Below are 26,499 nucleotides of genomic sequence, written 5' to 3' on the forward strand. Positions count from 1 at the left end.
AGAGGGCATGGCGCACGCCTGCGCACGGCCCTTTGGCGGGGCTGCCGGCGGGCCCGAACCTATAATCACCATTTCCCACTCCATCACGACATGACCAAATTCGTCTTCGTCACCGGCGGCGTGGTGTCTTCCCTGGGCAAGGGAATCGCCTCCGCCTCCCTTGCCGCGATCCTCGAATCGCGCGGCCTCAAAGTCACCCTCATCAAGCTCGACCCGTACATCAACGTGGATCCGGGCACCATGTCCCCCTTCCAGCATGGCGAGGTCTTCGTGACCGACGACGGGGCTGAGACCGACCTGGACCTGGGGCATTACGAGCGCTTCATCGAAACCCGCATGAAGCAGACCAACAACTTCACCACCGGGCGCATCTACCAGTCCGTGCTGGAGAAGGAGCGCCGGGGCGACTACCTGGGCAAGACGGTGCAGGTCATCCCGCACGTCACCAACGAGATCCAGGAGTTCATCAAGCGCGGCGCCGGCATCGGCACGCCCGACGCGGTGGACGTGGCCATCTGCGAGGTCGGCGGCACGGTGGGCGACATCGAATCCCTGCCCTTCCTGGAGGCGGTGCGCCAGCTGTCGCTCAAGCTGGGCCCGAACAACTCGGCCTTCGTGCACCTGACCTATCTGCCCTGGATCGAGACCGCCGGGGAGCTCAAGACCAAGCCCACCCAGCACACGGTGCAGAAGCTGCGCGAGATCGGCATCCAGCCCGACGCGCTGCTGTGCCGCGCGCTGCATGCCGTGCCCGACGAGGAGCGCGAGAAGATCTCCCTCTTCACCAACGTGCCCGAGTGGGGCGTGATCTCCATGTGGGACGTGGACACCATCTACAAGGTGCCGCGCATGCTGCACGAGCAGGGCCTGGATGGCCTCATCTGCGACAAGCTGCGCCTGAACACGCCGCCGGCCAGCTTGAAGCGCTGGGACGACCTGGTGCACGAGTGCGAGAACCCGGGCGGCGAGATCAGCATCGCCATGGTGGGCAAGTACACCGAGCTGTCAGACGCCTACAAGTCCGTCAACGAAGCGCTCAAGCACGCCGGCATGCAAAACCACGTGCGCGTGCAGATCACCCACCTGGATTCCGAAGGCATCACCGACCAGAACGCCGCCGAGCAGCTGGGCCGCTTTGACGCCATCTTGGTGCCTGGCGGCTTTGGTTCGCGCGGGGTGGAGGGCAAGATCAGCAGCGCCCGCTATGCCCGCGAGCACGGCGTGCCCTACCTGGGCATCTGCCTGGGGATGCAGGTGGCCACCATCGAATACGCACGTCACAAGGCCAATCTTGCCGGCGCCAACTCCACCGAGTTCGACCAGGCCAGTCCGCACCCGGTCATCGCCCTCATCACCGAGTGGAAGAACGAGGACGGCCGCGTGATGACGCGCCACGAGAACTCGGACCTGGGCGGCACCATGCGCCTGGGCGCGCAGACCTCCAATGTGCAGCCAGGCACGCTGGCCCACCGCATCTACGGCGACACGGTGACCGAGCGCCACCGCCACCGCTACGAGGCCAACGTGCAGTACCTGGACCGGCTGCGGGGCGCTGGCCTGGTGATCTCGGCGCAGACCCAGCGCGAGCAGCTGACCGAGATCGTCGAGCTGCCGCAGGACGTGCATCCCTGGTACATGGGCGTGCAGTTCCACCCCGAGTTCAAGTCCACGCCCTGGGACGGCCACCCGCTGTTCAACGACTTCGTCAAGGCCGCCGCGCAGCACCACCAGCAAGGCGCACAGGCCGGCGCGTGAGCGCCTGCGCACCTACAAGGACACCACCATGCAACTGTGCGGCTTTCCCGTCGGCCTTGAGCACCGCTTCTTCCTGATCGCCGGCCCCTGCGTGGTCGAATCCGAGCAGCTGCAGCTGGACGTGGCTGGCCAGCTCAAGGAAATCACGGCCTCGCTGGGTATCCCCTTCATCTTCAAGAGCAGCTTTGACAAGGCCAACCGCAGCTCGGGAGCGAGCTTTCGCGGCCCGGGCATGGACAAGGGCCTGGAGATCCTGGCCAAGGTGAAGAAGGAGATCGGCGTGCCCGTGCTGACCGACGTGCACACCGAGGCCGAAGTGCCCCACGTGGCATCGGTGGTGGACGTGCTGCAGACGCCAGCCTTCCTGTGCCGCCAGACCGACTTCATCCGCGCAGTCGCACAAAGCGGCAAGCCGGTGAACATCAAGAAGGGCCAGTTCCTCGCGCCCCACGACATGAAGAACGTCATCGACAAGGCCCGCGCCGCCGCGCGCGAGGCAGGCCTGTCCGAAGACCGCTTCATGGCCTGCGAGCGCGGCGCCAGCTTCGGCTACAACAACCTGGTCAGCGACATGCGCAGCCTGGCCATCATGCGGGGCACCGACGCGCCGGTCGTCTTCGACGCCACCCACAGCGTGCAGCTGCCGGGCGGCCAGGGCACGACCAGCGGCGGCATGCGCGAGATGGTGCCGGTGCTGTCGCGCGCCGCCGTCGCCGTGGGCGTGGGCGGCCTGTTCATGGAAACCCATCCGGACCCGTGCAACGCCCTGTCGGACGGCCCCAACGCCGTGCCGCTCAAGCACATGCGCGCGCTGCTGGAGACCCTGGTGCAGCTGGACGCCGTAACCAAGAAGAACGGCTTTCTGGAAAACGATTTCGGCGCCTGACCCTCCCACACGAACGAAAGAGAGACCCCCATGCCCAGCGGATACCTGATTGCCAACGTGCGCGTGACCAACCCCGAGCAGTACGAGGAATACAAGAAGTGGTCCACCGCCGCCTTCCAGGCGCATGGCGCCGAGATCTGCGTGCGTGGCGGCCAGGTGGCGGTGATGGAGGGCGACTGGGAGCCGGAGCGCGTGGTGATCGCGAAATTCCCCAGTTTCGAGGCTGCCAAGGCTTTCTACGATTCGCCCGAATACGGCAAGGCCCGTGCGGCGCGCGAGGGCGCGGCCGTCATGCGCCTGGTCTGCGTCGAAGGTCTCTGACGCTCACATTTCAATAGCTGCCAGCGCTTGATGGACGGGCGCTGGAGGCTGTTTTTCCATAAATACTAGCGCCGCCCGCAGCGGCTTCCCGGTTTGCAAACTCTCAGCTTGAGGATCCCATGAGTGCCATCGTTGACATCGTAGGCCGCGAAGTGCTGGACAGCCGCGGCAACCCCACCGTCGAGTGCGACGTGCTCCTGGAGAGCGGCGTGATGGGCCGCGCCGCCGTACCCTCGGGCGCCTCCACCGGCAGCCGCGAGGCCATCGAGCTGCGCGACGGCGACAAGAGTCGCTACCTGGGCAAGGGCGTGCTCAAGGCCGTGGAGCACATCAACACCGAGATCAGCGAAGCCGTGCTGGGCCTGGACGCATCCGAGCAGGCCTTCCTGGACAAGACCCTGATCGACCTGGACGGCACCGACAACAAGAGCCGCCTGGGCGCCAACGCCATGCTGGCCGTCTCCATGGCCGTAGCCCGCGCCGCCGCCGAAGAGGCTGGCCTGCCCCTGTACCGCTACTTCGGCGGTATGGGCGGCTGCCAGCTGCCGGTGCCGATGATGAACGTCATCAACGGCGGCGCGCACGCCAACAACAGCCTGGACCTGCAGGAGTTCATGATCATCCCCGTCGGCGCGCCCACCTTCCGCGAGGCGGTGCGCTGGGGCGCCGAGGTGTTCCACGCCCTGAAGAAGATCATCAACGACCGCGGCATGAGCACCGCCGTGGGTGACGAGGGCGGCTTTGCCCCCAGCGTGGAGAACCACGAGGCGGCCATCCAGCTGATCCTGCAGGCCATCGAGGCCGCAGGCTACACGGCCGGCGAGCAGATCGCCCTGGGCCTGGACTGCGCCGCCAGCGAGTTCTACAAGGACGGCAAATACGTGCTGGAGGGCGAAGGCGGCCTGCAGCTGACTGCCCAGCAATGGACCGACATGCTGGCCACCTGGTGCGACAAGTACCCCATCATCTCCATCGAAGACGGCATGCATGAAGCCGACTGGGACGGCTGGAAGATCCTGACCGAGCGCCTGGGCAAGGACGTGCAGCTGGTGGGCGACGACCTGTTTGTCACCAACACCAAGATCCTGAAGGAAGGCATCGACAAGCACATCGCGAACTCGATCCTCATCAAGATCAACCAGATCGGCACGCTCACCGAGACCTTTGCCGCCATCGAGATGGCCAAGCGCGCGGGCTACACCGCCGTCATCAGCCACCGCTCGGGCGAGACCGAGGACAGCACCATCGCCGACATCGCCGTGGGCCTGAACGCCGGGCAGATCAAGACCGGCTCGCTGTCGCGCTCGGACCGCATGGCCAAGTACAACCAGCTGCTGCGCATCGAGGAAGACCTGGGCGACGTGGCCGTGTACCCCGGCCGCGCGGCCTTCTACAACCTGCGCTGACGCTCGCGCGTCACCCTGCTCCTGGCTGCTGCCCGGCTGACTGCGCCCCACCCCGCCATGGGCTCGCGCCTGGTCGCCCTCATCCTGCTGCTGCTGCTCGTGGTCGTACACGGGCAGTTGTGGACGGGGCGCGGCAGCATCGGCCAGGTGCAGGAGATGCGCCGCCAGCTGGCCGAGCAGCAGCTGGCCAACGCCCAGGCGCGCCAGGCCAACGAGCGCCTGGCCGCCGAGGTGCAGGACCTGCGCGAGGGCCTGGACATGGTGGAAGAAAAGGCCCGCAGCGAGCTGGGCATGGTGCGCCAGGGCGAGATCTACGTGCACGTCACGCCCGTGCAGCCCCAGCCTTCTCAAAAATGAGAGCTGCCCGCGCTTGACTGGCGCGGGCTTCAGCCACTTTTGACGTTTATTGCGGGACGCTCATTGCACGCCCGAGGGTGCGGGCGGCTGCTTGCCCGGCTCGGTGAACAGCCGGGCCGCGTCCACCTTGTCGAAGTGGTACTGGCGGCCGCAGAAGTCGCACCCCACCTCGACGTCGCCGCGCTCATCCAGGATGGACTGCACCTCGTCCGCCCCTAGGTTGCGCAGCATGGCGCCCACCCGCTCGCGCGAGCAGGTGCAGGCAAAGTGCGGGCCATCGGCGCCCTGGCGCGGCTCAAAGCGCAGCAGGCGCTCTTCCCAGAACAGGCGGTGCAGGATGGTCGGCACGTCCAGGCCCAGAAGCTCCTCGCGCGTCAGGCTGGCGGCCAGCGTGGCGATGCGGCGGTAGTCCTCGTCCTGCTGGGCACGCTGCTCATCGTCGCCCGCGCCCGCGCCGCCAGCCAGGTTGCCCTCGCCCTGCACCGGCATGCGCTGGATCAGCAGGCCGGCCGCCACCTGGTCGCTGGCGGCCAGCACCAGCGTGGCGTCCAGCTGCTCGGACTGGCGCATGTACTGGGTGATCGTTTCAGCCAGGCTGCCCAGCTTGTCGCCCTGCACATCGTTCAGCGGCACCACGCCCTGGTAGGGCTGCTGGCCGGGCAGGCGGTCCTGAGGGTCCAGCGTGATGGCGCAGCGGCCCTGGCCGCCGGCGTTGACCAGCTCGGGCAGGCGGGCATCGTGCGGTACGTCGCCGCTGACGGTGGCCGTGGCGCGCAGCGCCAGGCTGGAGCGCACTTCGGCCACGGCCAGCTTGACCGGGCCGTCGCCGAACACCTGCAGGATCAGCGCGCCATTGAACTTGATGTGCGACTGCATCAGCACCCCGGCCGCCGCCATCTCGCCCAGCAGCTCGGCCACGGGCGGGGCGTAGGCGCCGGTCTCGCTGTTGCCGGCGCGCCGGGCGAGCAGTTCGGTCCAGGCGTCGGTCAGGCGCACGATGGCACCGCGCACGGGCAGGCCGTCAAACAGGAATTTGTGCAGTTCGGACACGGAAGGTGGGTCTTTCTGTTTTGGGGCGGCGGCCGGCCGTCAGCCGATCTTGCGCAGCGTGGCGCGAAAGCGCCGGGCATTGTCGATGTAGTGCTGAGCGCTCTGACGCAAGCCCTCGATCTGCTCAGGCGTGAGCTGGCGCAGCACGCGCGCCGGGCTGCCCAGGATCATCGAGCCGTCGGGGAACTCCTTGCCTTCGGTGACCAGTGCGCCCGCGCCCACCAGGCAGTTCTTGCCGATCTTCGCGCCGTTGAGGATCACGGCGCCGATGCCGATCAGCGTCTCGTCGCCGATGGTGCAGCCATGCAGCATGACCTGGTGGCCCACCGTCACGCGCTCCCCGATCACCAGGGGTTTGCCGAAGTCGGCGTGCAGCACGCTGGCGTCCTGCACGTTGGAGCCGGCGCCGATGGCGATGCTCTCGCAGTCGCCGCGCACCACGGCGCCAAACCAGACGCTGGCGTCTTCGGCCAGGCTCACGTTGCCCATGACCTGGGCGCTGTCGGCCACCCAGGCACTGCCTGCCACCTGCGGCGCCACGCCTTCCAGTTCATAGATCGCCATCGCGCCCTGCCCTTCGTGTAGTTGCCAGAAAACTACAATTGTAGGGATGGAGCTTCGTCAACGTGCCCTGGAGGTTTTGTGCCTCACCGATGCAGAAGAAAAATCGGCCGCAGCGCTTGCCCTGCAAGCGCAAGCAGCTAGCATTTCGATAGCTATCGACGCCACCCCCACGCCCACCCAGGCCCTGCCCGGGCATCCGGCGCGGCCCGAGCTGCTGCAGCACACGGCGCTGGCGCGGCGCTCGCCCGCCACGCCGGGCGGCCGGGCGGTGCTGATCCACGCCATCGCCCACATCGAGTTCAACGCCATCAACCTGGCGCTGGACGCCCTCTGGCGCTTTGCCGGCATGCCGCGCCAGTTCTACCTGGACTGGCTGCAGGTGGCCGGCGAGGAGGCGCGCCACTTTCGCCTGCTGCGCGACCACCTGCGCCAGCACCTGGGCCACGACTACGGCGACTTTCCCGCCCACCAGGGCCTGTGGAGCATGTGCGAGAAGACGGCGCACGACATCACCGCCCGCATGGCCCTGGTGCCGCGCACGCTGGAGGCGCGCGGGCTGGATGCCACGCCGCAGATCCAGCGCAAGCTGCGCAACGCGGGCACGGCCGATGCGCTGGCGGCGGTGGAGATCCTGGACATCATCTTGCGCGAGGAGGTCGGCCACGTGGCCATCGGCAACCACTGGTACGGCTGGCTGTGCGCGCGCGACGGGCTGGAGCCGGTGGCCCACTACGCCCAGCTCGTCCAGCGCTACGAGGCGCCGCGGCCCAAGCCGCCGCTGAACACCGCCGCGCGGCGCGCGGCCGGCTTTTCCGAAGCCGAGCTGCAGTGGCTGGAGCAGGGCGAGGGGCCGCAGGGCGCCTCCCTACAATGACCGCTGCCATGACAATGCCCTACTCCTTGACTCCCGCCGGCGGCGAAGGCGCCATGATCGCGCGCCAGGCCATCATGAACGGGCAGCAGTCCGTGGTGGGCTACGAGCTGTTCAACCGCTCGCGCACCCTGCACACGGCCGCCAGCGACGTCACCCTGGTGTTCACCGCCCTGTCGCACGCCGGCACCGAGGAGCTGGTGGGCAAGATGCTCATCTTCGTGAACTGCACGCACGAGAGCCTGTCGGGCGGCCATCTGGACCTGGTCAATCCGGACAAGGTGGTGCTGGAGATCCCCCCCCTGGGCCACGCCGCCACCGACGAGGTGCACGCCCGCCTGCCCATCCTGACCGAGCTGCAGGAGCGCGGCTTTCACCTGGCCTTCGGCCATACCGTGCTGCAGTCGGCCTACGCGCCCTGGCTGCCGCTGGCCGACTACATCAAGCTGGACATGTCGGTGCTGGCGCCCGACCAGGTGGCCGTGCTCATCAACTACGCCGGCCGGCACAGCCAGGCCGAGCTGATCGCCGAGAAGATCGAGACCGCACAGCAGTACGACAAGGTCTCCACCCTGGGCGTGCAGCTGTTCCAGGGGTTCTGGTTCTCGCGGCCCACGCTGGTGCAGGCCAAGGTGCTCAGCCCGGCGCAGGCCACCATCGTGCAGCTGCTCAACCTGGTGCGCAGCCAGGCCGACGCCGAGGCCATCGAGGACGTGCTGAAGAAAGACGCCAGCCTGGCCTTCAACCTGATGCGGCTGATCAACTCCGCCGGCCTGGGGCTGACGCGCGAGATCACCTCGCTGCGCCAGGCCATCATGCTGCTGGGCCTGAAAAAGCTGTTTCGCTGGGCGGCGCTGCTGCTCACGGCCGTGCGCAGCGGCGCTGCTGCCCCGGCCGTGGGCCAGACCGCCGTGGTGCGCGGCCGGCTGATGGAGCTGCTGGCCCTGCAGCTGCAAAGCCCCGAAGAAGCCGACCAGGCCTTCGTCGTCGGGCTGTTTTCGCTGCTGGACCAGCTGCTGGGCATGCCGCTGGCCGACGCCGTTGGCCTGCTGGCCCTGCCCGAGGCCACCGCCCAGGCCCTGCTGCACCAGCGCGGGGTGCACGGCACGCTGCTGGTGCTGGCGCAGGCCTGCGAGAGCGGCGACGGCGCCGCCTTCGCCCGCGCAGCGCAGGCCCTGGGCTTGAGCAGCGAACAGGTCAACGCTGCCCATCTGCAGGCCATCGCCTGGGGCGATGCCATCGCCGCCTAGACGCCTGGCGCACCTGCAGCCTTCTAGAATGCCGCAACCCCCCGTTGCCGCCCCTTGTATCCCCCTTCATGCCTGACACCCTGGACAGCTCCAACCCGACCGCCGACGCCGGCACAGCCGGCTCCGACAACCTGGTCATCATCGCCCGCCAGGCCATCCTGGACGAACAGCGCGCGGTGTACGGCTACGAGCTGTTCGACCGCTCCACGGCCGCCGACGCCCACACCGCGGCCAGCGACGCGGCGCTGCTGTTCAATGCCCTGTCCTACGCCGGCTCCGAAGCCCTGGTGGGGCGCAAGACGGTGTTCATCAACTGCACGCTGGAGAGCCTGTCGGGCGCGCACCTGGAGCTGATCCATCCCGAGAAGGTGGTGCTGGAGGTGCCCACGCCGGGCGCCAGCGCCACGCCCGAGGAGATCGCCGGCCACATCCCCACGCTGCAGGACCTGCGCGCGCGTGGCTTTCGCATCGCCTTCAACCAGGAGGTGCTGCGCCGCGCCTACGCCGCCTGGGTGCCGCTGGCCTCCTTCATCAAGCTGGACCTGCAGGCGTTCAAGCCCGAGCTGGCCCAGCCGCTGGTGAAGTTCGCCACCGCCCATAGCCAGGCCAAACTGGTGGCCGAGAAGGTGGAGACGGCCGAGCAGTACGAGCGCATGGCCGCGCTGGGCGTCAAGCTCTTTCAGGGCTACTGGTTCGCCCACCCCACCATGGTCAAGGCGCAGACCATCCGGCCCTCGCAGGCGACCATCCTGCAGCTCATCAATCTGGTGCGCAAGCAGGCCGCCGTCTCGGAGATCGAGGACCTGCTCAAGAAGGATCCGACGCTGTCGTTCAACCTGCTGCGCTTCATCAATTCCTCGGGCTTCGGACTGTCGGTGGAGATCACCTCCTTTCGCCACGCGGTCATGATCCTGGGGCTGAAGAAGCTGTTTCGCTGGGCGGCGCTGCTGCTGACCACCTCGCGCAACACCGGCTCGCCCCCGGCCGTGGGCCAGACCGCCGTGGTGCGCGGGCGGCTTATGGAACTGCTGGCCGCCGAGCTGCTGCCGCCCGAGGAATGCGACAACGCCTTCGTGGTGGGCGTGTTCTCGCTGCTGGACGCCATGCTGGGCGTGCCGCTGGAGCGCGCCCTGGAGACCGTCGCCCTGCCCCAGCCGGTGGTGGATGCGCTGATGCACAACCAGGGCGTGTTCGCGCCCTTCCTGGAGCTCACGCGTGCCTGCGAAAGCGGCGACGACGAGGCCTTCGCCCGCGCTGCCGAAGCGCTGCACCTGTCCAACCGGCAGGTCAACTGGGCACACCTGCAGGCGCTGACCTGGGCAGAATCCCTCACCGCCGGCGAATGAGCACGCCGCCCCGGCGCTAGCCGCGGGGGTGGTGCTGGGCGTGCAGCAGCTTGAGCCGCTCGCGCGCGACGTGGGTGTAGATGGTCGTGGTGGAGATGTCGGCATGCCCCAGCAGCAGCTGCACCACGCGCAGGTCCGCGCCGTGGTTGAGCAGGTGCGTGGCAAAGGCGTGGCGCAGCGTGTGCGGCGACAGCGGCGCCGTGATGCCGGCCACGCGGGCGTATTTCTTCACCACCATCCAGAACATCACCCGGCTCATGGCGGCGCCGCGCTGGGTCACGAACAGGTCGTCCGTCTGCCGGCCGGCCAGGATGGCGCCGCGCGCCTGGCCCAGGTAGCGCTCCAGCCAGCTGCGCGCCTCTTCGCCAAACGGCACCAGCCGCTCCTTGGCGCCTTTGCCCAGTACCCGCAGCACGCCTTCGGCCATGCCCAGGTGCAGCGTCTTCAGGGTCACCAGCTCGGTCACGCGCAAGCCGCTGGCATACATCAGCTCCAGCATGGCGCGGTCGCGCAGGCCCAGAGGCGTGTCCACTGCCGGCGCCTGCAGCAGGGCCTCCACCTGCCCCTGGGTGAGCGTGCCGGGCACGCGCAGCGCCTGGCGCGCCGCCTGCAGGCGCACCGTGGGATCCTGCAGGACCAGGCGCTCACGCAGCGCCCAGGCATAAAAGCGCCGGAACACCGTCAACCGCCGGTTGGCGGTGGTGGCCCGCGTCTGTGCGTGGCGGTGTGCCAGGTAGCCGTTTAGCTCAGCCTCGCCAGCCTGAGCCAGGCGCTTGTTCTGGCCGGCCAGCCAGCCGGCCAGCGCCGCCAGGTCGCGCCGGTAGGCCTGCAGGGTGTTGCGCGCCAGACCGTCCTGCAGCCACAGCGCATCGACGAACTGGTCGATGAGCGGCTCCTGCAGGGCGGGCTTCGGGAGGAAAGTGGATTCGGACGGCATGGTACGAAATAGAGAAGAGAGGCACACGAGAGGCTTGCACTTCCCCGGCAATCCGTGGAAACCCTCGACGGGTTTGTCGCGCACGTCCTATGGGATGCCTCTGGTTACGTTATTCTGCCCGGTCCCTTTCGCTCGAAAAAAACAGGAGATTGCCTCATGCGCTGGCTTCAGAAACTCGGTCTCGGCCTCACCCTGGGCACCGCCCTCGCGGCCTCGGTGGCCCATGCCCAGCAACAGCAGTTCGTCAACGTCCTGACCGGCGGCCAAAGTGGCGTCTATTACCCGCTGGGCGTGGCGCTGTCTCAGGTGTACGCCAAGTCCATCCCCAACGTGCGCGCCACCGCCCAGGTGACCAAGGCGTCCGCCGAAAACCTGAACCTGCTGCAGGCAGGCCGCGGCGAGCTGGGCTTCTCGCTGGGCGACTCGGTGTCCGACGCCTGGAAGGGCGATGCGGATGCAGGCTTTCCGAAGAAGCTGGACAAGCTGCGCGGCCTGTCGGCCACCTACAACAACTACATCCAGATCGTCGCCAACGCCGACGCCGGCATCAAGACGCTGGCCGACCTCAAGGGCAAGCGGATCTCCGTGGGCGCCGCCCGCTCGGGCACCGAGCTGAACGCGCGCGCCATCTTCAAGGCCGCCGGCATGGACTACAAGGACCTGGCCAAGGTCGAGTACCTGCCGTTTGGCGAGTCGGTGGAACTCATCAAGAACCGCCAGCTGGACGCCACGCTGCAGTCCGCCGGCCTGGGCGTGGCCTCCATCCGCGACCTGGCCACGGCCGTGAAGATCGTGGTGGTGCCCATTCCCGCAGAGACGGTGGCCAAGGTCGGCGACGCCGCCTATCAGCCGGCCATCATCCCGGCCGGCACCTACGGCGGCCAGGACGCGGACGTGCCCACGGCTGCCATCCCCAACTACCTGATCACGCACGCCGGGGTTTCCGATGAGCTGGCCTACCAGATGACTAAGCAGTTGTACGAACATCTGGACACCCTGAAATCTGCACACAATGCAGCCAAGGCGATCCAGCGGGAAAACGCCGTCAAGGGCATGCCCGTTCCCCTGCACCCGGGAGCCGAGCGCTACTACAAGGAAGTGGGCGTCATCAAGTAAGGCGCCTCGCACTGAAAACCGGCCCCGCTTCAAGGGGCCGTTTTTTTTCGCATGAGACATACCACCCATGAATGATTCGACAACCGATAGCCCCGGCACTGGACTGCGCGGCGCCGCCTTCGCGGTAGCCATCCTGTTTTCCAGCTACCAGATCTGGATGGCGGCCTTTCACCCGCTGTCCAGCCAGGTGATCCGCGCCCTGCACGTAGGCTTCGTGCTGCTGATGATCTTCATCCTGTACCCGCCTTTGCAGGGCCGAAGCGCCGCCGCGGCGCGCTTGGGCAGGGCTCTGGGATGGGGTCTCGGGCTGGTGGGCTTCCTCTTCAGCGTGTACCACTGGGTGTTCGAGGCCGACCTGACGGCCCGCGCCGGCGAACTCATCCCCATGGACTGGGTGATCGGCGTGACCCTCATCGCCCTGGTGTTTGAAGGCGCGCGCCGCGCCATGGGCTGGGGCCTGCCGCTGATCTGCGGGATCTTCCTGCTCTACGGCCTGTTTGGCGAGCACCTGCCGGGCCTGCTGGCCCACCGCGGCTTCGGGCTGGACCAGATCGTCAGCACCCTGGCCTTCGGCACCGAGGGTATCTACGGCACGCCCGCATACGTGTCCTCCACCTACATCTTCCTGTTCATCCTGTTCGGCGCCTTCCTGGAGCAGGCAGGCATGATCAACCTGTTCAACGACTTCGCCCTGGGCACCGTGGGCCACACGCGCGGCGGCCCGGCCAAGGTGTCGGTGATTTCCTCGGCTCTCATGGGCACCATCAACGGCTCGGGCGTGGCCAACGTGGTGACCACCGGCCAGTTCACCATTCCGCTGATGAAGCGCTTTGGCTATGCCCCTGCGTTTGCCGGCGGCGTGGAAGCCACGGCCAGCATGGGCGGGCAGATCATGCCGCCGGTGATGGGCGCCGTGGCCTTCATCATGGCCGAGACCATCAACGTGCCCTACGTGGACATCGTCAAGGCCGCCGTCATCCCGGCCATGCTGTACTTCTTCACCGCCTTCTGGATGGTGCACCTGGAGGCGGGCCGCAAGGGCCTGACAGGCATGTCGCGCGAGGAGTGTCCCAACCCCTGGACCGCCGTGCGCGAGCGCTGGTATTTGCTGCTGCCGCTGATCGGTCTGGTGGCGCTGCTGTTTTCCGGCTACACGCCCATGTTCTCGGGCACGGTGGGTCTGGCTCTGACGGTGGTGCTGATCTTTGGGGCGGCCGTCGCCAGCGGCGTGCGCGGCACGCCGCTGCGGGCGCTGTTCTGGGTGCTGCTGGGCTTTGCCTGCGCCGGTTTCTTCTACTTCGGCGTTGGCACCTTCATCGTGGTCACGCTGCTGCTCGTCGCGCTGACCTATATCCGCCGCACGGGTGGCGATGCACGCCGCCTGGCACTGACGGCGCTGGCAGACGGAGCGCGCCACGCACTGCCCGTGGCCATCGCCTGCGCGCTGGTGGGCGTGATCATCGGCGTCATCAACCTGACCGGCGTGGCTGCCGAGCTGGGCGGGCGCATCATCCTCATTGGCGAGAAGAGCCTGTTCCTGGCGCTGTTCCTGACCATGCTGACCTGCCTGGTGCTGGGCATGGGCATTCCGACCATCCCCAACTACATCATCACCAGCTCGCTGGCCGCGCCGGTGCTGCTGCAGCTGGGCGTGCCGCTCATCGTCTCGCACATGTTCGTCTTCTACTTCGGCATCATGGCGGACCTGACGCCGCCCGTGGCCCTGGCCGCGTTTGCCGCCGCGCCCATCGCCCGCGAGAGCGGGCTGAAGATCGGCATGCAGGCCGTGCGCATCGCCATCGCCGGCTTCGTCGTGCCCTACATGGCCGTGTACAGCCCCGCACTGATGCTGCAGCAGGGCACCTGGGTGGACACCGCCTGGGTGGTGTTCAAGGCGCTGGTGGCCGTGTCCATGTGGGGCGCCGGTGCCATCGGCTACCTGTTCGGTCCGCTGAACTGGATCGAGCGCTTTGTCGCCGTGGCCGCTGCCAGCCTGCTGGTGGTGGCGCTGCCGCTCACCGACGAAGCCGGCCTGCTGGCTGTAGGCCTGTTCCTGGTGTGGCACGTGCGGCGTTCGCGCAAGCAGGTCGCCCTGGCCTGATCCGTGCCGCTGACGGGTATCTGCCTGGCGCTGGCGGCCTCGGCCGCCGCACCGGTCTTCGTTGCGGTTTCCGAATTCACGCTTGCGTGGACGCATTCCATTGAGAAGGTGCGCTGGGAAGAAGACTACGCCGTGCTGCAGGGGCCGCCGCCATCGCTGCGGGCCCTCTCGGCGCGGGTGCGCGGCTCGGCCGCAGGCATGGAGCCTCCCGACGACGCACGCCTGCAGGGAGGGTGGTATCACTACCGGCCCACCACCCCGCTGCCGCAGGCCTTGCGCCTGACACGCTCGGAATTCACCCCCGACTTCACGCTGTGCGTGCAGGCCAGCTGCCGCCCCATGGCGCACTGGCTGCCCTCGGATGGCGGGGTCACCCTGCTGTCCGCCTGCACGCGGCCCCAGGGCGGCGCCACCTCGCCCTGAGACCACCCATGGCCTACGCGCAGCTGCTCGCGCCGGACTTTCTGCTGATCCTGTGCGGCTATCTGGTATGCCGCTTCACTGCGTTGGGGCGGGCGGTGTGGCAGCCGGTGGAGAGCCTGGTGTACTACCTGCTCTTTCCGGTGCTGCTGTTTCAGTCCATCGTGCGCAGCCCGCTGCAGCTTTACGAAGCCTCCGGGCTGGTCGCGGCCGGCCTGGGCACCGGGCTGGTAGCCATCGCGCTGGCCTGGAGCCTGCCCTACCTGCCCTGGCTGGGCCGGCACATCGACCGGGCCGACCACGCGGCCAGTGCCCAGGTGGCGTTCCGGTTCAATTCCTTCATCGTGCTGGCGCTGGCCGACCGCCTGGCGGGCAGCCAGGGATTGCTGATGGCCGCCGTGCTCATCGGCGTGTGCGTACCGCTGTTCAACGTGGCCGCCGTCTGGCCCATGGCGCGCACCAAAGGCCGGAGCGTGCTGGGCGAACTGCTGCGCAACCCGCTGGTCATCGCCACGGTGACCGCCGTGGCGACCAACCTGCTGGGTCTTCGCCTGCCGCAGTGGCTGGAGCCGACGCTCTCGCGCATGGGTGCCGCGGCGCTCGCACTGGGGCTGATGGCGGCCGGCGCGGGCCTGCAGTGGGGCCAGCTGGCGCGCGGGCGTTGGTTGTCCGCCTGCGTGCTTGGCATCCGCCATGCGGTACAGCCGCTCATGGCCTGGTTGCTGGCACGGCTGTTGCGCCTGGATGCGGCGCAGACCGCCGTGCTGATGGCTTTTTGCGCGGTCTCCACCTCATCGACCTGCTACGTGCTGGCCGCGCGCATGGGCTACAACGGCAGCTACGTGGCGGCGCTGGTGACCCTCTCCACCCTGCTGGGCTTGATCAGCCTGCCACTGGCCCTGAGCCTGCTCACGTAACGGACTGGCTCTCAGGCGGCCCCAGCGCGGGCAGGTCGGCACGCCACACGGTGGACTGGTTGCGGCCGTTGCGCTTGGAGAAATACATGGCCGCGTCCGCCCGTTCCAGGCCGGCCGATCCGTCGGCATCCTGCGCCGTCAAGCCATACACGCCCAGGCTGATGGTGATGCGCAGCACGGTGCCGTCGTCCAGCCGGATCTCGCGCGCCTGTACCGCGCGGCGCAGCTCCTCGGCGCGCTGGTGAGCGGCCTGCACCCCCGCGCCGGACAGCAGCACGGCAAATTCCTCGCCGCCCATGCGCCCCACCATGTCCTGGCGGCGCAGCATCCGCGAGACACCCTGTGCCAGGTCGCGCAGCACGATATCGCCCACGGCGTGGCCCCAGGTGTCGTTGACGCGCTTGAAATGGTCGATGTCCAGCATGAGCAGCGCGGCGTGGGGCACCAGGCCGGCCTGCAGGTGGCCGATTTCGGTGTCCAGCCGCTCCATGAAGGCACGGCGGTTGGGAACCCCGGTGAGCGCATCGGTCAGGGCCATGGTCTCCAGTTGCCGCTCCCGCTGGCGTCGTTCGGTCACGTCGCTGATGACCCAGCAGTGGCCTATGGCTTGGCCGGCATCGCGCAGAGCCAGGGCCCCGACTTCCAGATGGCGGCCATCGGCCAGCGGCTGCACACTGGTGCCGACCCTGAAGTCGCCGCCTTCGGTGCGCTGCAGCAGCGTCTCGTCCAAAGGCGAGGGCAGCAGTTCCTGCAGTTGCGCCAGCGGCATGCCGACCAGGGTGGACGGCTCCTGCTGCAGCTGCAGGATTTCGACCAACTCCTGGTTGGCTGCCACGACGAGCAGGCCCTGCTCGTCAGCCACCAGGATGCCCGAGGGGAAACGGTCGATGATGGCGCCCAGTGTGCGCCGCATGTGCATCAAGGAGCTTTCGGCGCGGCGGCGCGCGTCGATGTCCACCAGCGTCCAGACGACGTTGCCCTCGCTGTCGTGCGGGTCCAGCAGCCGGCCCTGCATGTCAAACCAGCGCTGGCTGCCGTCGCCCAGGCGCAGCAGCCACTCGATGCGCAGTCCGCTTTGCTCGCGCAGGCTGTCGTACAGCTGGGCGAAGCGCCGGAAGCTGGCCTCATCCGGATGCAGCAGGCGCAATGATTGCGGCTGCTCCTGCGTGCCTGCGGCCAGGCCGAAGGCCAGCGCGGCGCGCTCGTTGGCATAAAGGATGTCGCGCTGCGGAGAGGCCACAAACACCAGGGCGCTGCCTTTGTCCAGCAGCGCGCTGATCAGCCGGGCCTGCTCCACGCGCTCGTGTATGTCGGTGTGCGTGCCCAGCATGCGCAGGGCGCGGCCGTGCGCATCGCGCAGCGTGACTTCGCCCCGCGATTCGATGCTGCGCCAGCCCGCGTTGGCGGTGCGCAGCCGCATTTCCACGCGAAACTCTTCGCTCTGCCCGACATGGCGCGCCAGGCGCTCCTTCACATGGCCCAGGTCGCCGGGATGCACCATCGCCAGGAAGGTGTCGATGTCCAGCTGCAGCGCCGCATCGGCGTAGCCCAGCATGTCGAAGCAGCGCGCATCCCAGTGCACCCGGCCGTGGCTGCAGTCCCACTCCCACAGCCCGTCGCGTACCGCCCGCACCGTCATGCGCAGGCGCTCCTCGCTCTGGCGAGTCGCCTCCTGGGCCGCCTGGTCCTGCGTCACGTCGTGCACGAAGCCATGCCACAGCAGCGTGCCGTCCTCCTCCTGCTGCGTGCGGGCGTACCCGTGCAGCCAGCGCCAGCCATCGGGCGCCCGGTTGTCGCGCACCCGATAGCGGTGGTCCCAGGCATCCCGCCCCTGCAGGCTGGACTGTACGGAAGAGGCCAACGCCGGCAGGTCTTCCGGCCAAACGCCCTCTTGCAACCCTTGGATGCCGGCACTGCCGGCCCCGGGCCGCAAGCCATGCAGCGCATGAAACTGCGGCGTGCTGAACACCAGCTGCAACGCGCCCCGCGCATCCTGGCGGCACTGGAACAGCCCCCCGGGCGCCTCCTGGGCCAATCGTGCAAAGCGCTGCTCTGCGCGCCGCCGCATCTGTTCGCTGCGCTGGCGCTGCAGCGCCAGCCACGCCGCCAGCAGGCTGCCGGACAGCACCAGGCCTGTGCCTACGCCGTTGCGCCACAGCACGCGGCGCCAGTCGGCGTCATCCTGGGCGTGCGCGGCCTGGCGGTCCAGCTCCACGCCGGCGACCAGCGGCTGGCCGGGCACCTGGCTCCAGGCCCGCAGCCACTGTGCGCCATCGCCTCCCCAGTGCCGCGATTGGCCGCCGCGTTCGCGGGCGGCCATTGCCTGCTCCAGGCGCCCGGGCGGCAGGGACTGTCCCAGCACTTCTTCCTGGCGCAGCGACCGCGCCACATAGGCGCCGTCGCTGCGCACCAGCGACACCACGTCGCCCGTGCCGCCCGAGAGCGCCTGCAGGTAGTGGGCGATGTAGTCCGGCGACAGCGACAGCACCATCACGCCGCGAAAGCCACCCTCACCGCGCACGGCCCGGCTGAGCTGTACGGCCCAGCGTTGCGATACCCGCCCGAGCACCGGCCGGCTCACATACATGCCCTGGGCTCGACCGTTCGCATGGACCTGGAAATGCTCGCGGTCGCGGATGGAGACGGCAGCGGGCGGCGCGCCGCCAGGCTCCAGGTTGGAATAGACGATGTCGCCTGCCGCATTCGCCACGGCGATCTGCATCACGATGCCCGGGGGATAGGCATCGTGGACAGCTCCCACGGCGCGCGCAAAGGACTCATCCCCGCCAGTGGCGTACACCGTGGACAGGCTGGCCAGGGTGTAGTCCAGCCCCGACAGCAGCGTCTGCACCTGCACCGAGGCCGCCACGGCCATGTGCCGGGCACGCAGCGCAGACTGGGCTTCGGCCTCGTGCTGCTGGCTGCGGTGCCCCTGCAGCAGCACCGACCAGTAGGCCGCCAGGGCAACGGCCAGAGACACCAGCGCCACTGCCAGCCAGCGGCGGGCAAAAGAGCGTGAAAGCATGGTGCGCAGGTTGAAGATTGTCAGTCCGGCCGTTGGGCCAGGGCCCAGTGCACATGTTCGCGCACGATCTCGCTATGGTGCCCCAGCCGCGACTGCAAGGCCATCCGCAAGGGCTGCGCCTGTTGCACATCGGCAGCACGCAGGGCGTTGCCCAGGGCCACTGCAATGTTGCGCAGCCAGCGCTCATGGCCTATGCGGCGGATGGGCCCGCCTTCCGTCACGCGCAGGAAGGTGGGCTCATCCCACGCGAACAAGGCGACCAACTGCTGGCCCACCAGGCCGCAGCGCAGGTCGAAGTCCGGCAGGCTGCTAGCCTGGGCGAACTTGTTCCAGGGGCAGACCAGCTGGCAGTCGTCGCAGCCATAGATGCGGTTGCCCATCAGCGGGCGCAGCTCCAGGGGGATGGGGCCGGCATGCTCGATGGTCAGGTAGGAGATGCAGCGGCGCGCATCCACCCGGTGCGGCGCCACGATGGCCTGCGTGGGGCAGACCTGGATGCAGGCCTGGCAGCTGCCGCAGTGGGCGGTGACCGGCTCGGTCGGCTGCAGCGCCATGTCCACGTAGATCTCGCCCAGGAAGAACATGGAGCCCGCCTCGCGGCTGAGCACCAGCGTGTGCTTGCCGCGCCAGCCCTGGCCGCTGCGGCGGGCCAGCTCGGCCTCCAGCACCGGCGCCGAATCGGTGAACACCCGGTGGCCGAAGGGGCCGAGCGCCTGGGCGATGCGCTCGCTGAGCTTTTGCAGGCGCGAGCGCAGCACCTTGTGGTAGTCCCGCCCGCGGGCATAGACGGAGACGATGGCCTCGTCTGGGCGCTGCAGGCGGCTCCACTCCACGGCCTGCCATTCGGGCGGCGTGTCGCGCGGCAGGTAGTCCATGCGGGCGGTGATCACGCTCACGGTGCCGGGCACCAGCTCGGCCGGGCGCGCGCGCTTGGTTCCGTGCGCGGCCATGTAATGCATCTCGCCATGGAACCCCTGGGCAAGCCACTGCATCAGACCCGGCTCGGCGCTGGACAAATCCACGCCGGCCACGCCGATTTGAGAAAATCCCAGCTCGCGGGCCCACTGCCGGATCTGGGGAATGAGTTGACTGCTGCCGATCACCATCAAAGTGAAATTGTAGAAACCCCGCGCAGCGCGCAGGCGCTGCTGACCCTGCAGCTGCAGTGGGACGACGAGGACGACACCCAGCGCTTTGCCGCCGCGCTGGCGCGCCAGCCCGAGTTGCGCGACGCCTTCATCACGCTGCACGGCAACCTGGGCGCCGGCAAGACCACGCTGGTGCGCCACCTGCTGCGCGCGCTGGGAGTGCCCGGGCGCATCAAGAGCCCAACCTACGCGGTGGTCGAACCCCACCAGGCGCCCGGCCTGGACATCTGGCACTTCGACTTCTATCGCTTCCATGATCCGCGCGAGTGGGAGGACGCGGGCTTTCGCGACATCTTTGCCAGCCCCGGCCTGAAGCTGGCGGAATGGCCCCAGCAGGCAGGCAGTGCCCTGCCCCCGCCCGATGTTGCCATTTGCCTGCATGCAAACGATGATGCGTCCCGGCAGGCGACGCTGACCGCCCACACGCCTCGCGGGTGCGACATGCTGCAAGGCATGGCCCAGCCCCTGCCGGACACGCCATGAAAGAAGCCGCGCCCTCCTTCCCCCCTTTTGCCTCTCGCCCCGAAGCCGACCCTGCGCGGCGCATGCTGCTGCGCGCCGGCACGCTGGTGCTGCTGCTGGGCGCCCAGCAGATCGCGCGCGGTGCCGGCATCGTGGCCGTGCGCGTGTGGCCGGCGCAGGAGTATTCGCGCGTGACCATCGAGTCCGACCGCAAGCTGGTGGCCAAACAGTTCTTCGTGGCCACGCCGCCGCGCCTGGCGGTGGACATCGAGGGCCTGGACCTGGATTCGTCGCTGCGCGAGCTGGTGGCCAAGGTCAAACCGGACGACCCCAACATCGCCGGCATCCGCGTGGGCCAGTACGCGCCGGGCGTGGTGCGCTTGGTAGTGGACCTCAAGCAGGCCGCGCTGCCCCAGGTGTTTTCGCTGGAGCCCGTAGCCGCCTACCGGCACCGGCTGGTGTTCGACCTGTACCCCGAGCGGGCGCTCGACCCGCTGGAGGCGCTGATCGCCGAACGCCTGCGCGACCCGATGGCCCCACTGGCCAGCGCCCCGGCGCTGCCGGCCGTGGCCGCGGCCACGCCTTCCGCCGATCCGCTGGAAGAGCTGATAGCGCGCCACAGCGCGCGCGGCGAGCCGGTGCCCCTGGGCCTGCCCCTGCCCGTGCCGGCCAGGCCACCCGCGGCTGCCTCTGCCCCCGCGCCGGTGCCCGTGCCGCCGACCCCGCCACGCCCGCCCGCCCCTGCCGTGGCCCGGGTCACCGACCGGCTCATCATCGTGGCGCTGGACCCTGGCCACGGCGGAGAAGACCCGGGCGCCATCGGCCCGGCCGGCACGCGCGAGAAAGACGTGGTGCTGCAGGTCGCCCTGCTGCTGCGCGACCGCATCAACGCCACCACCGTGGGGGGCAACCCCATGCGCGCCTTTCTCACCCGCGACCGCGACTTCTTCGTGCCCCTGGCCACGCGTGTGGACAAGGCCCGGCGCGTGCAGGCCGACCTGTTCGTATCCATTCACGCAGACGCCTTCACCAACCCGGCCGCGCGCGGCGCCAGCGTCTTCGCATTGAGCGAGGGCGGCGCCTCCAGTTCGGCCGCGCGCTGGCTGGCCAACAAGGAAAACCAGGCCGACCTGATCGGCGGGGTGAACGTGGGCGGGCAGGACCGCCACATTCAGCGCGTGCTGCTGGACATGAGCACCACGGCGCAGATCAACGACAGCCTGAAGCTGGGCAGCGTGCTGCTGGGAGAGATCAAGGGCATGGCCCGGCTGCACAAGCCGCGCGTGGAGCAGGCGGGCTTTGCGGTGCTCAAGGCGCCCGACATTCCCAGCGTGCTGGTGGAGACCGCCTTCATCAGCAACCCCGAGGAAGAAGCGCGCCTGCGTTCGGCCGCCTACCAGGAGCAGTTGGCCGACGCGCTGATGCGCGGCATCAGCCGATACTTCGCCAAGAACCCGCCGCTGGCGCGCAGCCGCACCGTGTAGGCCCGAGCGCCGGCCGGCCTTGTCGTGATGGTTGCACAAGGAGGTTGCCATGGCCCTGCCCCACGCCCAATCCGCGCAAGTCGTCAGCGTCCGCCCGCTGGACGCGGCGCTGCTGCCGCAAACGCAGTCCTACGCCATCATCAAGGCGCAGCAGCTGGAGGTGATGCGCGTGGTGCTGCGCGCCGGTGAACTCATGCGCCAGCACGACACGCCCGGCGAGATCACCGTGCAGTGCCTGCAGGGCGAAGTGGAGTTCCAGCTGGGCCAGAACGTGCATCTGCTGCGGGCAGGCGACCTGATGCATCTGCAGGCCCGTGCGCCCCACGCCCTGCGCGCTGTACACGACTGTTCGCTGCTGGTCACCCTCTGCCTGCTGCCGCTTTGAAGCACCCTTGCCTGCGCTGGCGTTCGGCCTAGAGCGGTCCTACAGCGCGCAGCAAGGCCGGACTACAGCGGCCGCCAAAAGACGCGGCGATAGTAAAGACACAGGCCCTAGCGGGGCTACCCAGGGCGCCGCCACCGGGCGGCACCTCCGGCCGCAAGGCCCGTTCTTTACAAGGAGTCCATCATGAACTACCGCCATCTTTTGTGTGTTGCCGCCAGTGCCGCTGCGCTGGGCCTGGCTGGCTGCTCCAGCAACCCCACCAATGCCCAGGTCGGCACGGGCGTAGGCGCCGTGGCTGGGGGGGTGCTAGGTAGCGCCGTGGGCGGCACCGCTGCCACCGTGATCGGCGCTGGCGCCGGTGCCTTGGTTGGCCACGAGCTCGGCGAAGATCGCGATCAGCGCAAGGGCCGTCGATAGGCGACTTGCTGATTTATCGGTGGAAAACGGCTCCAGCGCAAGCCAGGCTTGCGCTGGCAGCTATTTAATTTGAAGCAACCTGGGCCTTCCGGCCTGCCCGCCAGGCGCCCAGAATGGCGATCAGGCCGGGCACGAAAATCATCGCCCAGATGATCTTGTCCAGGTGCTGCTGCACCCATGGCAGGTTGCCGAAAAAGTAGCCTGCAGTGCAGATGCCCATCACCCACAGTACCGCGCCGCCCACGTTGTAGGCGGTGAAGCTGCGCCGCTGCATCTGCGCCACGCCGGCCACAAACGGTGCAAAGGTACGAATAAACGGCATGAAGCGCGCCAGCACGATGGTGACGCCGCCATAGCGCTCGTAAAACGCATGGGCCTGATCGAAGGCGCGGCGGTTGAACCAGCGTGATTGCTCCCACTGAAATACCTTGGGCCCCAGGGCGCGACCGATGCTGTAGTTGCACTGGTCACCCAGGATGGCAGCCGCCAGCAGCAGCGCGCAGGCCAGCGGGAAGTTCATCAGGCCTGCGCCGCTGAGTGCGCCCACCACGAACAGCAGTGAGTCACCCGGCAAGAAGGGCATCACGACCACGCCGGTCTCCACGAACACGATGACGAACAGCAGGGCATACACCCACGGCCCGTAACTCGTGACGAAGGCCGCCAGGTGCTTGTCCACGTGCAGTATGAAATCAACCAGAAACGACAGAACTTCCACAACGTCCCCAAAACATGCGTGCGCGCTGGCCGGTTGCCAGTGGCGTCGCGCCGTAATGTAGCGCCGCGGGGCCTGCATAGAATCGGCCAAGTGCATTCAGAACCTTCTCCTCGCCGTTCCATCCGCGACCTTCCCGACGAACTCATCAGCCAGATAGCGGCTGGAGAAGTGGTGGAGCGCCCCGCCTCGGCCGTGCGCGAACTGGTGGATAACGCTCTGGATGCCGGTGCCACCCAGATCACCCTGCGGCTGCTGGCGGGTGGCGTGCGGCTGATTGCGGTGGAAGACGACGGCGCCGGCATTCCCGACAGCGAATTGCACTTGGCCTTGCGCCGCCACGCCACCAGCAAGATCGCCAGCCTGCACGAGCTGGAGTCGGTGGCCACCATGGGGTTTCGCGGCGAGGCGCTGGCCGCCATCGCCTCGGTGTCCGAAATGGCCGTGCTGTCGCGCCCGCCCGGCCAGGCCAGCGCCTTCTTGCTGGACGCGCGCAGCGGCGAGCTGCGTCCGGCCGCGCGCAGCCAGGGCACGACGGTGGAGGTCAAGGAGCTGTTCTTCTCCACCCCCGCGCGGCGCAAGTTCTTGAAGAGCGACGCGACCGAACTGGCCCACTGCGTGCAGGCCGTGCGCCGTCATGCCCTGGCCCGCCCGGACGTGGGCTTTGCCATCTGGCACGAAGGCCAGCTGGTGGAGCAATGGCGCCCTACTTTCGGCCCTGCCGCCGCCGGTGATGCTGAAGCCTGGCGTACCGCCTTGGGACGGCGCCTGGCAGATGTGCTGGGCGAGGACTTCCTGCAGCAGTCCGTGCCTGTGCATCTGCGCCGGGGCAGCGTGGAGGTCACAGGCTGGGCCGGCCTGCCGGACGCCGCGCGCAGCCGGGCCGACCAGCAGTATTGCTACGTGAACGGCCGCTTCGTGCGCGACAAGGTGCTTGCCCATGCCGCCCGCAGTGCGTATGAGGATGTGCTGCACGGCAACCGCCAGCCGGTGTATGCGCTGTACGTGCGGATGGATCCGCAGCGGGTGGACGTGAACGTGCACCCCACCAAGATCGAGGTGCGCTTTCGCGATAGCCGCGAGGTGCACCAGGCCGTGCGCCACGCCATCGACAATGCCCTGGCCGCCCCGCGCGCCCAACAGCTGCTGCAGCAGCAGGCGGCAGCGCAGCCCGTCGTGCCGGCCGCCATGCCGGCACTGGGAGATATATGGTTAAAACAGCCTCAACCGCCCGCCAGCCAAGCGCAGGCAGCTATCAAATTTGATTATCCACAGACAGGCCACAAGGTCTCGGAGCTGGGCGCGCTGTGGAACGTACCGGCGCCGGCCCCCGCTTTCCAGGCACCGCTGGCCGCCGCGCCTGCCGCCCCCCTGCCCGAAGAGGAAACCTGGCCCTTGGGGCGCGCCGTGGCGCAGTTGCACGGTGTGTACATCCTGGCCGAGAACGCCCAGGGCCTGGTGCTGGTGGACATGCACGCCGCGCACGAGCGCATCGTCTACGAGCGGCTGAAAGCCCAGGTGGGCGAGGGCCGGCGCGTGGCCAGCCAGCCGCTGCTGATTCCGGCCACCTTTGCCGCCACGCCCGAGGAAGTCGCCACGGCCGAAATGCAGGCCGACACCCTGGCAGCCCTGGGGCTGGAAGTGGTGCCATTTTCCGCCCGCACCCTGGCCGTGCGCACCGTACCCACCACGCTGGCCCAGGGGAATGCGGTGGAGCTGGCGCGCAGCGTGCTGGCCGAACTGGCGGCGCACGACGCCTCCACCGTGTTGCAGCGTGCGCACAACGAGATCCTGGCCACCATGGCCTGCCACGGCGCTGTGCGGGCCCACCGGCGCCTGACGCTGGAAGAGATGAACGCCCTGCTGCGCCAGATGGAGGTGACGGAGCGTTCGGACCAGTGCAACCACGGCCGGCCCACCTGGCGCCAGCTGTCGATGAAAGAGCTGGACGCACTCTTCCTGCGCGGCCGCTGAACCGGCGGGATTGCCAGCCCTTCCTTTCCCTGTTTTCGATCCGCCTGCCTCCCGGCCCAGCTAGCGGGCCTGCGGGCGCAAGAAAACCGCCACCTGGCGCCAAAAAACAGCAGAAAGAACCCGAGCAACAGTCGGGTAAACGTCAACTACGCATAGACCCATGTCGTTTAGACATAATCCTATGCTGCGCTGCCGCAAGGCCTTTACCCTGTTCCCCTCTCTTCCTGCAGAAAGTCCCTGTCTTATGAAGCACCAGTCCGTGGGCCAATTTCTCGAGCATGTCGCCCAGCGCAACCCCGGCCAGCCGGAATTTCTGCAGGCCGTCACCGAAGTGATGGAAAGCCTGTGGCCCTTCATCGAGAAGAACCCGCGCTACGCCGAGCAGGGCCTGCTGGAGCGCCTGGTGGAGCCCGAGCGCGTGATCATGTTCCGCGTGAGCTGGTTCGACGACCACGGCACGGTGCACATCAACCGCGGCTACCGCATCCAGCACAGCATGGCCATCGGCCCGTACAAGGGTGGCCTGCGCTTTCACCCTTCGGTGAACCTGTCGGTGCTGAAATTCCTGGCTTTTGAGCAGACCTTCAAGAACGCCCTCACCACGCTGCCCATGGGCGGCGGCAAGGGCGGCTCGGACTTCGACCCCAAGGGCAAGAGCCCGACCGAAGTCATGCGCTTTTGCCAAGCGTTCGTGATGGAGCTGTTCCGCCATGTGGGCGCGGACACGGACGTTCCGGCCGGCGACATCGGCGTGGGCGGGCGCGAAGTGGGATTCATGGCCGGCATGTACAAGAAGCTGGCCAACACCGCTGCCGGCGTGTTCACCGGCAAGGGCCTGGCCTATGGCGGCTCGCTGATCCGCCCCGAGGCCACGGGCTACGGCACGGTGTACTTTGCCGAGGAAATGCTCAAGACCCGCGGCCGCTCGCTGGACGGGTTGCGCGTGTCCGTTTCGGGCTCGGGCAACGTCGCCCAGTACGCGGTGGAAAAGGCCATGCAGCATGGCGCCAGGGTGATCACGGTGTCGGACTCCAGCGGCACGGTGATCGACGAGGAAGGCTTCACGCCCGAGAAACTGGCCATCCTGATGGACGTGAAGAACCACCACTACGGCCGCGTGAGCGACTACGCCGAGCGCACCGGCGTGCGCTTCGAGGCCGGCGTGCGCCCCTGGCATGTGCCGGTCGATGTCGCCCTGCCCTGCGCCACGCAAAACGAGCTGGACGAGCGCGACGCTGCCACGCTCATCAAGAACGGCGTGCTGTGCGTGGCCGAGGGCGCGAACATGCCCTCCACCAACGAAGCCGCCAAGGTGTTCGAGGCGGCCGGCGTGCTGTATGCACCGGGCAAGGCCAGCAATGCCGGCGGCGTGGCCACGTCGGGTCTGGAGATGAGCCAGAACTCCGCCCGCCTGTGCTGGACGCGCGACGAGGTGGATGCACGGCTGCTGAAGATCATGCAGGGCATCCACGCCGCCTGCCTGCAGCATGGCCAGCGCGAAGGCGGCCGCGTGAGCTACATCGACGGCGCCAACATCGCCGGCTTTGTGAAGGTGGCCGACGCCATGCTGGCGCAGGGCGTGGTCTGATTCG

General features: G+C 68.3%; 24 protein-coding genes. 18 read left to right on the top strand and 6 right to left on the bottom strand.

Going from position 1 to position 26,499, the window contains the following annotated elements; genetic code table 11:
* Positions 1–90: 90 nt before the first annotated feature.
* The 5 genes from C7H73_RS13190 (at position 91) to C7H73_RS13210 (ending at position 4,725) form a co-directional block, all read left to right on the top strand.
* Positions 91–1,755 (top strand): CTP synthase, encoded by a 1,665-nt coding sequence (locus tag C7H73_RS13190; protein ID WP_106847070.1) that lies wholly within the window; start codon positions 91–93, stop codon positions 1,753–1,755.
* 28 nt (positions 1,756–1,783) lie between these two features.
* Entirely contained in the window at positions 1,784–2,641 is an 858-nt protein-coding gene (gene kdsA / locus C7H73_RS13195; RefSeq protein WP_106847071.1) for a 3-deoxy-8-phosphooctulonate synthase, read from the top strand.
* A gap of 30 nt (positions 2,642–2,671) precedes the next feature.
* The gene (locus C7H73_RS13200) at positions 2,672–2,962 is read left to right on the top strand and encodes a DUF1330 domain-containing protein (protein WP_106847072.1); all 291 of its coding nucleotides are present in this window, start codon (positions 2,672–2,674) and stop codon (positions 2,960–2,962) included.
* Between the two features lie 119 nt (positions 2,963–3,081).
* The gene (eno, locus tag C7H73_RS13205) at positions 3,082–4,368 is read left to right on the top strand and encodes a phosphopyruvate hydratase (RefSeq protein WP_106847073.1); all 1,287 of its coding nucleotides are present in this window, start codon (positions 3,082–3,084) and stop codon (positions 4,366–4,368) included.
* Between the two features lie 57 nt (positions 4,369–4,425).
* On the top strand, positions 4,426–4,725 hold the full coding sequence (locus tag C7H73_RS13210) for a septum formation initiator family protein (protein WP_106847074.1): 300 nt from the start codon (positions 4,426–4,428) through the stop codon (positions 4,723–4,725).
* 60 nt (positions 4,726–4,785) lie between these two features.
* On the opposite strand, the gene hslO is transcribed toward C7H73_RS13210, so the two are convergent.
* Positions 4,786–5,775: an Hsp33 family molecular chaperone HslO gene (gene hslO, locus C7H73_RS13215; RefSeq protein ID WP_106847075.1), complete on the bottom strand. Its 990-nt coding sequence runs from the start codon at positions 5,773–5,775 to the stop codon at positions 4,786–4,788.
* A 39-nt stretch (positions 5,776–5,814) separates the two neighbouring features.
* On the bottom strand, positions 5,815–6,339 hold the full coding sequence (locus tag C7H73_RS13220) for a gamma carbonic anhydrase family protein (protein ID WP_106847076.1): 525 nt from the start codon (positions 6,337–6,339) through the stop codon (positions 5,815–5,817).
* A 46-nt stretch (positions 6,340–6,385) separates the two neighbouring features.
* Here C7H73_RS13220 and C7H73_RS13225 point away from each other — a divergent pair, with 46 nt between their 5' ends.
* The 3 genes from C7H73_RS13225 to C7H73_RS13235 all read left to right on the top strand — a co-directional run bounded on the left by C7H73_RS13225 (position 6,386) and on the right by C7H73_RS13235 (position 9,806).
* Positions 6,386–7,213: a ferritin-like domain-containing protein gene (locus tag C7H73_RS13225; protein WP_106847077.1), complete on the top strand. Its 828-nt coding sequence runs from the start codon at positions 6,386–6,388 to the stop codon at positions 7,211–7,213.
* A gap of 8 nt (positions 7,214–7,221) precedes the next feature.
* Positions 7,222–8,460, top strand: coding sequence for an EAL and HDOD domain-containing protein (locus tag C7H73_RS13230; protein WP_227001347.1), 1,239 nt, complete (start codon positions 7,222–7,224; stop codon positions 8,458–8,460).
* Positions 8,461–8,528: 68 nt separating this feature from the next.
* Positions 8,529–9,806, top strand: coding sequence for an EAL and HDOD domain-containing protein (locus C7H73_RS13235; RefSeq protein WP_106847079.1), 1,278 nt, complete (start codon positions 8,529–8,531; stop codon positions 9,804–9,806).
* A gap of 16 nt (positions 9,807–9,822) precedes the next feature.
* Here C7H73_RS13235 and xerD read toward each other — a convergent pair whose 3' ends face one another.
* Positions 9,823–10,743, bottom strand: a complete 921-nt coding sequence (gene xerD / locus C7H73_RS13240) for a site-specific tyrosine recombinase XerD (RefSeq protein ID WP_106847080.1) — start codon at positions 10,741–10,743, stop codon at positions 9,823–9,825.
* Between the two features lie 156 nt (positions 10,744–10,899).
* Between xerD and C7H73_RS13245 the strand changes: the two genes are divergently transcribed.
* The 4 genes from C7H73_RS13245 to C7H73_RS13260 all read left to right on the top strand — a co-directional run bounded on the left by C7H73_RS13245 (position 10,900) and on the right by C7H73_RS13260 (position 15,297).
* Positions 10,900–11,859: a TAXI family TRAP transporter solute-binding subunit gene (locus C7H73_RS13245; RefSeq protein WP_106847081.1), complete on the top strand. Its 960-nt coding sequence runs from the start codon at positions 10,900–10,902 to the stop codon at positions 11,857–11,859.
* A gap of 67 nt (positions 11,860–11,926) precedes the next feature.
* Positions 11,927–13,960, top strand: coding sequence for a TRAP transporter permease (locus C7H73_RS13250; protein ID WP_106847082.1), 2,034 nt, complete (start codon positions 11,927–11,929; stop codon positions 13,958–13,960).
* 3 nt (positions 13,961–13,963) lie between these two features.
* Complete coding sequence (locus tag C7H73_RS13255; RefSeq protein WP_227001348.1) at positions 13,964–14,383, top strand: DUF1850 domain-containing protein; 420 nt, start codon at positions 13,964–13,966, stop codon at positions 14,381–14,383.
* Positions 14,384–14,391: 8 nt separating this feature from the next.
* Positions 14,392–15,297 carry an AEC family transporter gene (locus tag C7H73_RS13260; protein WP_106847083.1) on the top strand — a complete coding sequence of 302 codons (906 nt, stop codon included), beginning with the start codon at positions 14,392–14,394 and terminating at the stop codon, positions 15,295–15,297.
* On the opposite strand, the gene C7H73_RS13265 is transcribed toward C7H73_RS13260, so the two are convergent.
* Together C7H73_RS13265 and queG are read right to left on the bottom strand one after the other, a co-directional pair.
* A complete protein-coding gene (locus C7H73_RS13265; protein WP_106847084.1) occupies positions 15,290–18,322 on the bottom strand; it encodes a diguanylate cyclase in 3,033 nt (1,010 codons plus the stop codon). The genes C7H73_RS13260 and C7H73_RS13265 overlap by 8 nt on opposite strands.
* Positions 18,323–18,342: 20 nt before the next feature.
* Complete coding sequence (queG, locus tag C7H73_RS13270; protein WP_106847681.1) at positions 18,343–19,395, bottom strand: tRNA epoxyqueuosine(34) reductase QueG; 1,053 nt, start codon at positions 19,393–19,395, stop codon at positions 18,343–18,345.
* Between the two features lie 12 nt (positions 19,396–19,407).
* Between queG and tsaE the strand changes: the two genes are divergently transcribed.
* From tsaE to C7H73_RS13290, 4 genes are all read left to right on the top strand, one after another.
* A complete protein-coding gene (gene tsaE / locus C7H73_RS13275) occupies positions 19,408–19,953 on the top strand; it encodes a tRNA (adenosine(37)-N6)-threonylcarbamoyltransferase complex ATPase subunit type 1 TsaE (protein ID WP_106847085.1) in 546 nt (181 codons plus the stop codon).
* Positions 19,950–21,416, top strand: coding sequence for an N-acetylmuramoyl-L-alanine amidase (locus tag C7H73_RS13280; RefSeq protein WP_106847086.1), 1,467 nt, complete (start codon positions 19,950–19,952; stop codon positions 21,414–21,416). Before tsaE ends, C7H73_RS13280 begins: the two co-directional genes overlap by 4 nt.
* Positions 21,417–21,465: 49 nt before the next feature.
* Positions 21,466–21,801, top strand: coding sequence for a cupin domain-containing protein (locus C7H73_RS13285; protein ID WP_106847087.1), 336 nt, complete (start codon positions 21,466–21,468; stop codon positions 21,799–21,801).
* A 183-nt stretch (positions 21,802–21,984) separates the two neighbouring features.
* Complete coding sequence (locus C7H73_RS13290) at positions 21,985–22,218, top strand: glycine zipper domain-containing protein (protein WP_106847088.1); 234 nt, start codon at positions 21,985–21,987, stop codon at positions 22,216–22,218.
* A gap of 64 nt (positions 22,219–22,282) precedes the next feature.
* On the opposite strand, the gene C7H73_RS13295 is transcribed toward C7H73_RS13290, so the two are convergent.
* Positions 22,283–22,936, bottom strand: coding sequence for a DedA family protein (locus C7H73_RS13295; protein WP_106847089.1), 654 nt, complete (start codon positions 22,934–22,936; stop codon positions 22,283–22,285).
* 90 nt (positions 22,937–23,026) lie between these two features.
* On the opposite strand from C7H73_RS13295, the gene mutL reads away from it, so the two are divergent.
* Both mutL and gdhA read left to right on the top strand, forming a co-directional pair.
* On the top strand, positions 23,027–24,907 hold the full coding sequence (gene mutL, locus C7H73_RS13300; protein ID WP_106847090.1) for a DNA mismatch repair endonuclease MutL: 1,881 nt from the start codon (positions 23,027–23,029) through the stop codon (positions 24,905–24,907).
* 244 nt (positions 24,908–25,151) lie between these two features.
* Entirely contained in the window at positions 25,152–26,495 is a 1,344-nt protein-coding gene (gene gdhA / locus C7H73_RS13305) for an NADP-specific glutamate dehydrogenase (protein WP_106847091.1), read from the top strand.
* The last annotated feature ends 4 nt before the right edge of the window (positions 26,496–26,499 follow it).

It is taken from the genome of Pulveribacter suum, from assembly GCF_003013695.1.
GTDB classification, from domain to species: domain Bacteria; phylum Pseudomonadota; class Gammaproteobacteria; order Burkholderiales; family Burkholderiaceae_C; genus Melaminivora; species Melaminivora suum.